Origin of the sequence: Lysobacter solisilvae, assembly GCF_016613535.2 — a bacterium.
Classification (GTDB): Bacteria; Pseudomonadota; Gammaproteobacteria; order Xanthomonadales; family Xanthomonadaceae; genus Agrilutibacter; species Agrilutibacter solisilvae.
Map to the genome: position 1 here is coordinate 3,544,432 of NZ_CP071518.1, position 12,934 is coordinate 3,557,365.

General features: G+C 59.3%; 11 protein-coding genes, 1 tRNA gene and 1 pseudogene. 9 read left to right on the forward strand and 4 right to left on the reverse strand.

The window, feature by feature from the left end; all coding sequences use genetic code 11:
- Window positions 1-109 precede the first annotated feature (109 nt).
- A tRNA-Leu gene (locus tag I8J32_RS15630) sits at window positions 110-196 on the forward strand.
- A 154-nt stretch (window positions 197-350) separates the two neighbouring features.
- The gene (locus tag I8J32_RS15635) at window positions 351-821 is read left to right on the forward strand and encodes a hypothetical protein (protein WP_200613322.1); all 471 of its coding nucleotides are present in this window, start codon (window positions 351-353) and stop codon (window positions 819-821) included.
- A 9-nt stretch (window positions 822-830) separates the two neighbouring features.
- Here I8J32_RS15635 and I8J32_RS15640 read toward each other — a convergent pair whose 3' ends face one another.
- The 4 genes and pseudogenes from I8J32_RS15640 to I8J32_RS18165 form a co-directional block, all read right to left on the reverse strand.
- On the reverse strand, window positions 831-1,334 hold the full coding sequence (locus I8J32_RS15640) for a hypothetical protein (protein WP_200613324.1): 504 nt from the start codon (window positions 1,332-1,334) through the stop codon (window positions 831-833).
- A 160-nt stretch (window positions 1,335-1,494) separates the two neighbouring features.
- On the reverse strand, window positions 1,495-2,481 hold the full coding sequence (locus I8J32_RS15645) for a hypothetical protein (protein WP_200613327.1): 987 nt from the start codon (window positions 2,479-2,481) through the stop codon (window positions 1,495-1,497).
- A 293-nt stretch (window positions 2,482-2,774) separates the two neighbouring features.
- Entirely contained in the window at window positions 2,775-6,506 is a 3,732-nt protein-coding gene (locus I8J32_RS15650) for a restriction endonuclease (protein ID WP_245156356.1), read from the reverse strand.
- A 144-nt stretch (window positions 6,507-6,650) separates the two neighbouring features.
- A pseudogene (locus tag I8J32_RS18165) lies at window positions 6,651-6,776 on the reverse strand (helix-turn-helix transcriptional regulator); the annotation flags it as partial.
- A 411-nt stretch (window positions 6,777-7,187) separates the two neighbouring features.
- On the opposite strand from I8J32_RS18165, the gene I8J32_RS15655 reads away from it, so the two are divergent.
- The 7 genes from I8J32_RS15655 to I8J32_RS15685 all read left to right on the forward strand — a co-directional run bounded on the left by I8J32_RS15655 (window position 7,188) and on the right by I8J32_RS15685 (window position 12,139).
- Complete coding sequence (locus I8J32_RS15655; RefSeq protein ID WP_200613332.1) at window positions 7,188-7,340, forward strand: hypothetical protein; 153 nt, start codon at window positions 7,188-7,190, stop codon at window positions 7,338-7,340.
- A gap of 45 nt (window positions 7,341-7,385) precedes the next feature.
- On the forward strand, window positions 7,386-8,150 hold the full coding sequence (locus I8J32_RS15660; RefSeq protein WP_207526670.1) for a hypothetical protein: 765 nt from the start codon (window positions 7,386-7,388) through the stop codon (window positions 8,148-8,150).
- Between the two features lie 209 nt (window positions 8,151-8,359).
- Window positions 8,360-9,040, forward strand: coding sequence for a recombinase family protein (locus I8J32_RS15665; RefSeq protein WP_200613336.1), 681 nt, complete (start codon window positions 8,360-8,362; stop codon window positions 9,038-9,040).
- A 367-nt stretch (window positions 9,041-9,407) separates the two neighbouring features.
- Window positions 9,408-9,932: a hypothetical protein gene (locus tag I8J32_RS15670; RefSeq protein WP_207526671.1), complete on the forward strand. Its 525-nt coding sequence runs from the start codon at window positions 9,408-9,410 to the stop codon at window positions 9,930-9,932.
- 288 nt (window positions 9,933-10,220) lie between these two features.
- Window positions 10,221-10,811 (forward strand): hypothetical protein, encoded by a 591-nt coding sequence (locus I8J32_RS15675; protein ID WP_200613340.1) that lies wholly within the window; start codon window positions 10,221-10,223, stop codon window positions 10,809-10,811.
- Between the two features lie 187 nt (window positions 10,812-10,998).
- Entirely contained in the window at window positions 10,999-11,181 is a 183-nt protein-coding gene (locus I8J32_RS15680; RefSeq protein WP_200613342.1) for a hypothetical protein, read from the forward strand.
- 157 nt (window positions 11,182-11,338) lie between these two features.
- Window positions 11,339-12,139, forward strand: coding sequence for a ParB N-terminal domain-containing protein (locus I8J32_RS15685; RefSeq protein WP_200613344.1), 801 nt, complete (start codon window positions 11,339-11,341; stop codon window positions 12,137-12,139).
- The last annotated feature ends 795 nt before the right edge of the window (window positions 12,140-12,934 follow it).

Sequence of the window (12,934 nt, forward strand, 5' to 3'; positions counted from 1 at the left end):
ATGCTCTGAAAGCCGCGCTCTGAACGCCATGTCCACGCCCATCGGCCTGCGCCGTCCCCCACCCCCGCCGTGCCCGCGCGCAGCCCCCTCGGCTATACTGCGGCCCCGCGCCGGAATGGCGGAATCGGTAGACGCAGCGGACTCAAAATCCGCCACCCTTAAAAGTGTGTGGGTTCGAGTCCCACTTCCGGCACCACCCCCTCCTGAGGCTTAAAAATCAGGCACTTACTAGGCGATGACCCATGCCGTCTAGTACACCTCTCTAGTACACCGAGACGAAGGCCTCAGGCGATCCCTGGGGCTTTTTTCGTATTGCGTATGCTCTCCCCACATCCCGGGGGAGTGAGCGCATGAGTACAGCAATGCTGGCCGTCTTTGAAGCTGCCGAGGGCCTCAAGCTCGCTGCGGACCTAATCAAGAGCGCGATGGCTGCGGGCGACGCGTTAGACAAAGCCGAAATGAGGTTCAAGTTGGCGGACGCGCTGAACGCCCTTGCAGACGCCAAGAACAGCGTCACGGACGCGAAGGAAGAACTTCAGCAGGCCTACAAAGAGCTGGATGAGATGCACGAGAAGCTCAAGCTCAAGGCCAAGACCGTCAGGTTCAAGGACGGGTATTACGAACTCGATGGAGAGGGCGCAGCATCGGGAGACCCGTACTGTTCTAAGTGCTGGGAAGTCGACCACCGGCTGGTACATCTTGTGCGCGGTGACCGGACCGAGCAGTTCACCTACTGCCCTAGTTGCAAACAGAAGTACTCGCGATGGGCCACACCGTTTGAGCTGGATGCCGAGATCAGAAAGAAGTACGAACCGGCCTAGCGCTTGCGCCTATAGGATGTCCAATTTCGCGTGCGAAAGGGTGATGACCATGGACGTCACGGCTGCGATACGCCCGGTAACTCGAACGGGCTTGCGGCTATGGAGTACTTGAAGCTGCGGGTACAACTTCGATGGAACGTCGCATATGACGGCCACAATAGGTGCGCCAGGTTTCTGTTCTGGCCCCATGGTCACCGATAGGGTGCCGAAGCGTTCGGTGCCTGAACCGAATTCCAAGTCCCATTGGACCCCCACACCGACCAGCCCCTTCTCAACGTGCTTGCGCTGTAAGGGCGGTGAAGCTTTGAACAGTTCCACCACCTCGGCCAACGTGAGCTTGCTAATCGCGGGCTCAGGCTCAGGCCCGGCTGACGGGAAGTACCGCTTTGAGAGGCGGGTGTAGCCATCTTTGGCGGCTTCTTTCAGAAACGCACCGAGGAGCGTTCCCGCGAAGCCCGCAACGAGAACCGATTTCCAGTCCATCGCCAAGAAGAAATTCTTCCAACCTTCCATGCCAAACGCCCCCCATCCCCTTGAAGTCGGCCTAGAGTAGGTTGGTCGCCGATTCTTCGCAAAGTGGCCGCAAGCAGATCCAGAGTGGGGGGCTTCATGCCACACGCCAAAGTGCGAGAGTCCGGCACGTAGCGAATACGATCAGCAATTCGGGCAGTCACTACCAGATCGGCTCAGCTCGCATTGCCGATAGGCTGAGACTGTAGTCCTGCACGAACTGGTCGCAGAAGAGTTCGTCCAGAATAACTTGCTCCTGTGGGACTCGAACAACCTGTTCCAGTTGCTGAGTTACGAGCGCCCGGCTATGCCTAGACAGTCCGGCAGCGGTCCCAATTACTGCACGCCTCTTGTCGAAGCCTCCGCCACCGCCAGAGGCAAGCAGCTTCAAGTTCAGACGGTCATATCCAAACCCCATAAAAACAACAGTCTGACAACTACGAACCAGTTGCTTGATCTTTGCGGTTTCAGGACTAGTCTTCGAGCTCTCTGTAAACGTTTTGATCTCTCCGGCGAGCTCAAGCAACACGTCGCCCGCAACTTCATCGCCAAAGTGCACCCGACGACGGTCTCCGGACTGCCAATCCAAGCGCCCAATGCTGCCGTACGGGTGATAGATCTCTACATGACTCAATAGATCGACTGTTTCTTCGTCCCCCAGGGAAAAGTAGTCGCGAATCCAATTGAATAATTGATGCTCAACGCACCTGTCGTAGTTGAATACGATGAACTTGAGCGAGGACAACCGATCCGCCAGGCCGGCCCTTTCCCTCTTTGTGCATCCGATGAAATAGTTCCTGCAAAACCGGTTGAACCACCCTTCTTGCAGACCCTCGTGATTCATGCGGTTGCAGGAATCTGAGCGCGAAACGAAGAGCGTACTCTTCGACTCTGCCAGCAAGATTTCACGGACGATAGCAAGCTTTCCACAGAGTTCGATTTCCGAATCGCCTTTGTGAGCATGGATGTAGTTGTCGATTGACGGCGCCTGCGCCATGCCGTTTGAAATTCTCTCAGCAGCCCTGACATGAGTGTGCAGGCTGTTTCCTGGGCCCAACTTGTGTCGAATGGCCGACAAGATTGGCCGGTCGCCGAGAGGATGACCGAATGCGTCAACCGTGAATCGGAGCCGATTGGCGATGTTTGCCATCAGTTCCTTACCGGTTGGAAGCCCGTATTCCTTGCTCGCTCCGGCGCCAACGATAAGGACAAGATCCCCGCGGTCTGTCAAAGACTATCCTCCACTGTGATATTCCTGGGTGGCTACATCTGCCAACCAGCCCGCCTCACCCACAAGGTACAACACGAGCCGCGGGAGCGGGCTAGGCCATGTTGGGCGGGGGATTTGAAAGGACACGCGAATCAGAACCGGCGACCAGCGCCCCCCCAGCCCCTCCCGAATTCGTAAAAGCTTTAGGTCTGGCGCTCAAGGGACTGTCCGCTTCATCCCCTGTCCTCGTCCAGTCGATCTAGATTTCGCCCCTCCTCACGCTGGTTAGCAATCTCCAGCTCCGCATGCTTTCGCAGATCATCAAAGAGCTTGAACGCGGGGTCGTGCTTGCCCAGCCCGGCCAGGACTTGCTGTGCGCGATCGAGCAGCCTCAAGTCCTGCGGGAAGGGTTCGCCTGGCGAGCCCATGCGCATCCCCGAAACTGACGCCGCATAGAGCGCCGATGACAGAGTCCGGTTCGCCTGCGGCCCAAAGCTTCGTGAAGCGCGTAGCAGTCGAATCACAAACTCCTGGTGTTCAAACACAAATCCATTGGGAGCCTCGCGCAACACGGTGGACACAACCTCATAGTGGCGTTCGGTCCCCGCAGATAGCCATGAATCCATGAACGAAACTAGGTTGGCATCGAACGTGCAACAAGACTCGATCATGTCGCCGAACAGGTACAGCACTGAGTCATCCGCAAGAGCCCAGTCAAACAGCTCGCGAAGATGTATGCCCGCTTCCGGGATGGCCATGAGACCGAAGTTCCCATGGGATGGTCGGCGGGGAATTGCCCTGTACTCCCAGTCGCGCTCACGCTCGGAGCCGCGGATAACTCGCCGCTTCAGGAAGTCCAAAACCGAGCGCGGATAAACGCGCATGGACTTTCTGAGAAATTCCTCAATCCAATAGTCACCAATTGATTTCAGACCTTCGATTTTGCTGAGGAGCGTCTCGACCTGCTCTAAAGTTAGGCGCTCAAACTGGATCGACTTCTCGCTAGTCAGCCACAACAAATATTCGTGAGCTACGCGCGAGGATACGGCCAAATTTGCATGCAGGAGCAAATCAATCGCAAGGTCCATATCCACGCGGGAAACTTGACGGACCGCCCCAGCGGCCATGATGTGCACTCGCTCTTCGTCAGACGCAGTAATGGCGCGGAGCGCGGTTATGTCCACTGCTTCAAACACTGAAAGCGACACCCGGCTATAGGCTTCAGCCAGAATACCGACTTGCGCACTTTGATGTGCCACCAAAATGACCTCAATCGCCGACATCGCAATCGGTGAGTCTTTGGCGCGAAGATGGGCGAGCGCCATACCCGCGAAGTCCGAAAGCTGGGTTCGCGAACCGTGCAGTGCTTGATCAAGGACCAAAGATGCAAGGTCGGCGGAGCGACCAAGAATCGCGTCCATTAGGATGTGCGAAGAAGTGCTCTTAGCTACCTGAATCTCCTCAAGGCAACTCTCAAGCAGATCAGCCAACCCATCAGCAGGGTAGGTATCAACAAGCTTCTCAGCGAACTCCGCCAATTCGCGCTGTGAATCCTCCCAGCCTCCTGTGTACCGTTCGCGCGTGAGATGCCCCCAGCCATCTACCAACATACGAACGGTGCTCGTTCGCATATCCCTATTCAACGATTCGAGGATGGCCTGGGCGTTCTCCCGGATTGCACCTTGGCCGTACTGCGAAAGCCAACTAACTACACTTCCTAGCCTCGTTAACACAGTGGATGCCAATTCGCCGGACTCAATCGTGCTTCTAATCCGTTGAAGGGTGCTCAAAAACTCAGCGTTCCAACTCTCTCGCGCCTCTTCTCCCGGGGTCGCACCGAGCAGGCCTCGCGGAGCTTGTAATGCCTCTCCAAGCGCACCGGCGGCGGCATGGGCCTTCGCCACGTCCGTGTGCGTGAGGAGTGCAATGCAAGCATCGATAACCTTTGCCCGGACTCCAGCGACCGCCGCTTGCCGGACCGAGAATGGCACCATGGATATGGCTCGTGCAGTTGCCGAGGTTGTGTACCCCTCCGTAGATAGTGCCGAAGTCAGCACGTCCAAAGGCGTGTGCGCACCCGTCCAACTGCTCTCATACGGAAGCAACGAGAGCATGAAATCTACGACCTGTTCCATGTAATAGACCGACTTGTCAGGCTCAGGTGCAGCTAACTCCGAAAGCAGTCGTATCGCATGGTTTGGATGCTGATTCGTCGGCCTACTGTCATTCTGCCCAATTTCCCACAGCAGCGCGAAGGCGTCAGCCATACCCTCTTCGTTGTAAGCCGCGTTTCGAGCAATGACAGCGAGCTGGTCATCAAGGTGGCCATTGCTAATCATTCTTCGTACGAATGCGAGTGCCTGGGACGGCTGATAGAAGGCCGCCGCCGCAGCTGCTCGAAGATGAGGATTTGCATAAGGGCTCGACCACCGTAGCCTTCCCCACAGGTCGTCGAGCAGCTTGGACTGCTTCATGCCACTCGACCGCCGCCAATCAAGACGGCCGAGGTTTGCGAGAACGTGCCCCGCATAGCCGGCCGGCGCAAGATCAAACACCTCTTCTGCGAAGCCGTTGGACCCGCCACCGGCCGAAACAATAGCGTCCTCGATGAGGAAGTCCGCCAAGAGATCTGGCGCGATGCGACTCCCAGCACCGCGTTCGAACAAGACCCCTGCGTCGCGAAGCCGCTTGATGATCCGATTGACTTCGGGCACTGGGAGTTCTGAGATCTTGCTCAAAGTTGATGCAAGCTGCGCATCTAGATCGGTAATAGGCTGTAGCAGCGCAATAGCAGCGAGTGTCGTTCGGACATGCGACTCATTGAGGGACAAGCTAATCCCGCGAACAGTTGAGTCGATCAGGCGCGCAAACAACTCGGAGCGAAAGCGCTCTTCATCGTGAAGAAACTCCGGAAGAGCCTCCCCCTTACCCAAAACCTGCGCTGCCAATACCGTAGCGAGGGGGCAGTCTTTCGTGTACTCGGCCACCCTCCGTGCGTATGCCTTGTCGGCACCAAAGTGCACCAGCGCCGAACAGGCCAACTGCTCGGCTTCGGCGGCGGAGAGTCGCCCCAATTCGTGGGTGGGTAGGTCAGCGAGAGGCGTCGACTGCTCGCGAACCAGACGGAGCCCGTACGGCCTAAGGGCCAATATGAGCTTCGCGCGGTTGGATGGGTGCGCGACGTAGCTCGCGAGGAGAGCAATATCCTCTCTCTCATGCGCGTCGTCGCAAATGAGCAGTTTCTCGCCCGCCCCGAGTGCTTCCAACTCGCGCGAAGTTAGGGGCTCGCGAGAAAGAAAGTAGGTGCGCCGATCGGCCGTGCTTTCGTCTTCGGTGAGCTCTTTCAGGAGGCGAGTCTTTCCAGCGCCCCCTGCGCCCAGCACCGCTATGGCGCAAGAATTTGGGGCGCGGACGAAGTCGATGAGCGCTTTTGTGTCGGCTTTTCGACCAACGAGCTTCCACGCATGAGAGAACCCTGGACCAAAGTCCGACATAGCGGCGAAGAACTCTTCAGGCGTACGCCACACCGAAGGCTCAGTCTCTCCCAACAGTGCAAGGCGTTGGCCAGGAAAGTAGGAGTCTACAAGCCGCCTGAGGTCAACCTTGGAGAGGTTTAATCGAGCCTGCCGAGTGATGTCCTCCCTGTCCCATAGCTCCCAACCTGGGTAGCGCCGGATGTGCTCACGCGCCCGAGGGCTTGCAAGTCCGGTGAAAAGAATGACTTTGCTGTCGGCAAGAGCCGTATGCGCGGCAACGGCCTCGTCAATCTTGCCTTGGCCGAACGTCGAATGCCGCTTGCATTGGTATGTAATGCGAGTGCCATCTGCGAGGTCAGCGATAACGTCTAAGCCCTCTTGCTTATGGCCGCGGTCTCCGTAGCGAGACACCTTCGAGGACTGGCCGTGAAGCAGTTTCGCGAGGTCCGCAGAGAACCGCTCAAGGGAATCTGGGGACAGGGCATCCAAGGGCCACGGCGCGTCAATCGGCCGTTGAGCAGGCGACTTGGCAGCCGGAATGCTCGGCCCGTAGCCAGACGAAAGCAGGAGCTGATCTAGGTCTGCGCTTACGGCCGCAGCGACTTGAGGCATTTGCGTGAGCCTTGGCCTGGACTGCCCCAACTCCCATCGACTGACAGTCTGCTGAGCCACACCCAACTGAGAGGCGAGCTCTGCTTGACCCAGGCCAGTCGCCTCCCTGGCAGAAGCCAACGCTTGGCCGAAAGCTATCCACTTCATGGCGCTCGTCACTCACAATGTGTGTGTCACAAGTATGGCACACATTTCATGTGTAACGAAGAGCTAGGCCGCCCGGATTCCGTGCGGGAATTTTTTGATAGAAATTTCCGAGGCAACTCCATAGAGCGACGCCGCAGCAACCCCCCGCACCCCCTTCCAGGCGCCTGCGTCAAACCGCCCCCTTCTGCCTCCCTCTGCCCCCATCTCGCGCGCCCCTCGCCGACACGAAGGACAACATGGTAAATGACAGGAGCACTTTTGCGGCTTGTATTTACCATCTCGAAATGCTGCATTTTCCCTCCGAAATAGCGGCCTAACTCCATTTTGCCCATCTCGTGCGCGTCGCTCGCTCTATACTATCTCCGCAGGAGCAGCTAGATTTGGCGCATCCCCGCCCTCGGAGCGCCAGGCATGATCGACCTCACCCCCCTCATTTCGATGATCAGGGACGCGCTGCACGCTGACAGCGCCACCTTGGCCTACGTCGTGTGTCTCGGCGCCCTTGGTGTTGCGCTCTACGCGTTGCATGTCGCCTTGGTCGCGCTCCGCCGCGAGAGGAAGTAGGCCATGAGGAAGGCAGCTGCGTTCCCGAACTGGTGGATTCGCGACATGCTCCTCAAGCGCTTAGGCGCTGGCGAATCCACGACGGGACGGAGCATCGCGGCATTGAAGGTGTACCTGGCGATCGCACTCTCGGCGGATGAGCTGTTCGCCAAGGTGCAGGTGTCGCTTACCCAGCTTGAGGTGCTGACAGGCTTGTCGCGCCCGATGGTGATCGCCGGTATCCGTGCGCTGGAGGAGCTCGGTGCGCTGGGGGTAGATCGCCACGGGTATCGAAGCACCTACCGGCTCATCGAGTCAGAAGATCGGAAGCAGTTCTCGAAGCTCCCGCGCGACATCGTCCGCGCACGCCTGAAGAACGTGCCCAATGGAAGTGCAGAAGCCTTGGCTGCCCTCAAGGTCTACCTGACTCTCCTCACGGTCAGGCAGCGCAACTCTCACTTGGCGCCTGTGTCACACCGTCGAATTCAGGCGTACACCGGCATCCGGCCGGCGACGATCGCCAAGGGCACCAGCATCTTGATTGAGCACGGCTTGGTCCGGCACTCCAATCGGCCGAGTTTCACGGGTCCTGACGGCCACCCTGTTAACAACTACTACGTAATCGGCGTGCTTGGCGAACACGATCAAGCTGATGACGTTGATCCACTCACCGGGGGCGCGGCTGTGACGGCCACCTCCGGGCTGGAACACGAGATGGTGTCGGAGTTCGAAGCTGAACGCGCGACTCCCGAGCCTCCCCAGGTCGCCACCCCCTTGGACCTCACCAGCGATGAGATGGAAGAGATCATTGCGATGTACAATTCCACCTAACGTCGGTTAGGAGGATTTGGTCTATGACCCTCCCCAATCTGTCGCTGCCACCTAACGCATAGAAGACCGCTTTGGTCAGTGCCACCTCTCGGTAGAAGCCCTTGAATTTGTCACGGCCACCTAGAACCGCTCTGCGCCGGCATTCGGGCCAGGGGGGACCTAAGGCCCACTCCGACCTTCCTCACCCTCCAGCTCTTTGGAGCCCCCCCATGGCGACCTCACCCAAACTCGTTGCGTACTACCGGGTGTCTACGGCCCGCCAAGGCCGATCAGGACTCGGGCTGGCCGCCCAGGAGGCCGCGGTCAAGGAGTACGCCAACAACGCTTCTGGCGCTGTGCTGGCCTCGTTCACTGAAATCGAGAGTGGCAAGCGCGACGACCGCCCAGAGCTCACCAAGGCGCTGCAACTTGCGGACGTTACGGGTGCAACGCTCGTAATCGCCAAGCTGGATCGACTCAGCAGGGACGCGGCCTTCCTCCTCCAACTGCAGAAGTCGGGAATCCGGTTTGCCGCGGCCGACATACCCAATGCGGACAACACGACTATTGGCGTCCTGGCTGTCATCGCCCAAACGGAGCGAGAAGCCATCTCTAGGCGCACCAAGGAGGCCCTAGCGGCCGCCAAGGCCCGAGGCGTGAAGCTGGGTAACCCCAACGGCGCGGAGGCCCTCAGGCGCGCTGGCAGGGGCAACCAGGCAGGCACCGCAGCTGCCGCCCGAAAGGCCAAAGAACATGCCGCAAAGGTGAAGCCGATCGTCGATGCACTGGGGGAAAGCGGGTTCAAAACCTTTGGAGCCATTGCGGGGGCATTGAACGCGCGGGGCGTCCTCACCCTGCACGGAAAGAGCTGGCATTCCTCCAGCGTTCGCAATCTACTTGCGCGCAGCTAGTAGCACCCAGGACCAGGCCAGGAACACGGCGGCGATCTGCCGCATACCGTTCTACCTTGTTTCGCGCCCTGCCTGCTCTGGCGGATCATCCCCGGCGCCCAACCCACCCCCACCCTCTCTAGTGACGCCTGCGGATGCACGCGTGCTCCCACCCATTGCCTTTTTGGCTCCCGCGCTTTCCGCGCCCGTGTGCCCCGGTGTACCTCCCCGAAACTGACTAGGAGAAATGAGAGAAAGTCGATATCAGCAATGCGCAGCCCCTGGCTGCTTCCAGCATCCCCGGCCGTGTAGCAGGTACTGCGCGGCCCACTACAGGCGCCTTGAGCGCACCCGGGACCTCCGCGGACGCGTCCTCAGGAAGGGCGAATTGAAATACCCGCGTGCCGAGTGCCTAGCCTTCATCGAAGCGCACGAAAGCCACCCCGCCGTAGCCGCGGCCCTCGAGTACATGGACGACTTGATCAGGCCTTCTGAGAAGGCAGGCTTCCTGCGACGCGAGTTCGCAAGGCTTCGAGCGGCAGGCGCCACACCAAAAACGATGCTCGCGTCGGCCATGGGGCTGTTCTTCTGGGCCGAATGCAACGGCCACTGGGAGCCGGGTCTACGTCCCTTCAACGACAGATGCTTCGACCTCAACCTAGGCCGAGCACTCCTCGGAACCGTCCCGGCCCAGACCCGCATTACGTCCAGCGGGAAAACCAGCTACGTGCGGGTGCGCCCAAGTCACGCGGAAGCCCTAGGGCAGAACCTAAGGGTCTCTGTGGGGCTCCTCTGCCTTACGTCCGCACGGAAGATTCTCAAGGATTCTGGCTGGTACGCACCCGACGAACGAGGGCGCTTGATCCTCGAAGCAATGAAAAGCGCCCCCTTTGACCGTAACGATGAGGAGTAGAACGACAACGACACAAGAGCAACGAATGCAAACCAGTGCTTTTCGGGCCGATCGAGCCCATGCGGCCCTCATCCAACGCCGGGGCGAACTGCACCGCCTATTGGAACTCAGGGGTGAAATTCGGCCTAGCGAACCAGAGCGTTCGCGAATCGAAGACGAACTCAGGTTCGTTGAAGCAACGCTCGCCCTCTTCTCGGAATAGGCGAGCCAACCCCGCACGGGTCAGGCGCAGATGCCTTGTGCGGATTCTAGAGCTGCGCAAACTCCGAACAGGAGAAGGAATCAACTTTGAGTGACAAAACAAACCGCCCCGAACCCGGGACCGACGAGTACGACTTGGCGATGGTTCGGAAATTCAGGGCTCAACAGGGTAGCGAAGAGGCGCCATTAGCCGACCTCGGCATTGGAATCCGTCAGACGCCCAACGGGCCCATTAGCGTCCAAATGCGGCCGAACGAGTCGGTCACCCATGGTGACCCCACAGGAGGTGCGGCGGGAATTTCGCCGGCAGCGGCCGCCCATCAGGTGGAGCTGATCAGGTCTGAGATCGCGAGGCTTCGCGAGGAACTGGAAGAGCGCAGCACGATTCTGGACCCCGATACCGGCCAGGCCCGCTTCTACCATCAAGGCGGCAATCGGACATTCCGCGAGGTGCGGCTGCGCCAGCTGGAAGAGGCAACGTTGCCCCACGCGTTGATGGTGCATCAGGCAGCGATTGAGGCCCAGGCTGCGCAGCCGACGCTCGAAGAATCGCTCCTGGCCGAGAAGGATCGACAGGCTGCGAAGAGGGTTCGTGCCGAGGAGATCGTGGCGGACCAGGAAGCTGTGGATTCAGCAACGCGCATTTACGAGCAACGAAGGAACAGCAGGCGCGGCTAAGGCCGCACCGCGTCAGGAGGACAGCCCGCGTCGCAATGAGCTGACGCGGTAAACCGAGGGAGACCCGGTCCAACCTCGGTTCCACTTCGGGCCCGAAACGTAATGTCGCCACGGCGCGTTGCGCAGTATGGAGAACCCGGAGGGGGACTGAGGGAGGGCCGTCAACCATCAGGAAAATTTGCATGCAATGAACACCCCAAATGGCCGGGTGCGGGAAGCGCCCTACGTCTATCGCATGATCAGCTTTGAGCTTGCGTGCTTCGATCGACTCAAGGAGGAGCAGCGCCGACTGCAACAGCAGTTTGGGCGCACCGTCACGAACTCCGAGGCGTTGTGCAGTTTGATCAAGCGTGCCCCTCGGTGGGATTGAGGGGATGCGAATGGAGAAGATGCAATCCAAGCCCCACCAGGACCAGCAAACGGCGCCCGAGTGCACACCGCAAGCACCGCCCAGCGCCCCACCTCCCAGGCCACCTCAGGGGCCACCTCAGGGGCCAGCGAAAGAGCACCCGAAGGAGGTCGTTAGGGTGAAGCTGGACCAGATCAAGACGCACAAGGCACTGCAGCCACGAAACCTGCTATTGCTCAAGGCGCGCGACCAAGTCAGACAGGAACAGTCCTCCCAGTCCCACATACACGACATGTGTCTGTACTTGAAGGCGTCCTCAAATGTGGATTTGATCCCTTTGCATTTGGCGAGCGTGGACGGCGCGCTGTATGTGGTTGACGGACACCACCGGCTAGCCGCGTACAAGCGCGCGAAGAGGGCCGACCTCCCCGCACAGGTGGAGACGATGACGCTTCGACAAGCCAGCCACGCTTCCAAGTTGGCGAACGTCAAGTACACGAAGCTTGAGATGAGGCCGGAACAGAAGCGCGACGCTCTCTGGCAGCACATGGCCTTCATTACCAACAACGGTTCTTTGGGTCTACCCAAAGGAGTCAGCCAAAGGTCACTTCAGGGGCAGTTTGGGGTGGCCTTAGATACGGTGCAGAGGATGTTGGCGAGGCTCCCCAAGGTGGAACCGGGTGAGTTCCCAAAGGAGCACTGCGACGCCATTACGGGGTTCCCTCATTGGAAGTTCGTGCGTCAGACAGTGGTGAACGACATGTACCAGCAAATGACTCCAGACGTTCGGCTGGATTGGCAAGCCCGCAAGTACACCCAGCGCCTAGTGAGGCTCTGGGACAAGACGACGCCGGAGGCCGTTGAACTGGCCCATAGGAGACTGAGGGAGGAGGCTGAGCGCGAGGAAGCGGCGGAGCGGATTGAGGAGCTAGACCAGGCCTACCTAAAGACCATGGAAATCAAGAGCGATGAGTTCTGACCGACATAGAGACCGTGCATGTCGGTCGATTGGGCGACCGATTCGGTCACAGGGATCGCCGAAGTGTCCGAACTAAGGGGCCGCGGGCCGTTGGTTCCACGGCTCAAGAAAGGGACTCCAGAAGCGCGGCGACGGGTAGAGGCCGAGGAGCCGGACCGGCATACCAAGCCAAAGACCCCCGAGCAACGCCGCCGCTCTGCTACTAGGCGCCGGCTCGCGAGAGTCCAGGAAAAGTTGGACTGGTACATCCACAGTCTGCTAGTCACGCACATGGACCGAAGCGGCCTCTGGCACTGGAACTGCCCGCCATTAATTTCGGACGCTGCTTGGCGAGGCACCCCTGCGAAGCCAGGCATCGCCTTGCTCATGGAGAGAATCGAGACGGACGCTCAAGCAGGATGCGACCTATCCGCCGAATTTCTTGCGCAGTGGCAAGAGGCCTTCGAGCTCTGTGACTACTGGAGAAACCAGCGCCCGCCGCCTCGGCACCAGGACTATAGACACCCGCAATGGCGGCTTCCCGCCGATGACGATTTTGACGACCTTGCCGAGCACATCGACTGACATGGACCAGTCAAGTGCAACGCCCTGCGCACAACTACGCATTCATTAGTTGCCTGCCGGAAACTACGCCTACCGCTCGTCGTCTCGTCCCGGCACAAGAATGATCGCAAGCCAATGAATTCCAATCACCTTCCACGCTGCTCACGGGATATTGAGCGAATGGGAAAGTATGCGAATCGGTAGGCGCCCATTAGGATGATCGCGCAAGGGAGACCAATCCGTCGCAGGCCC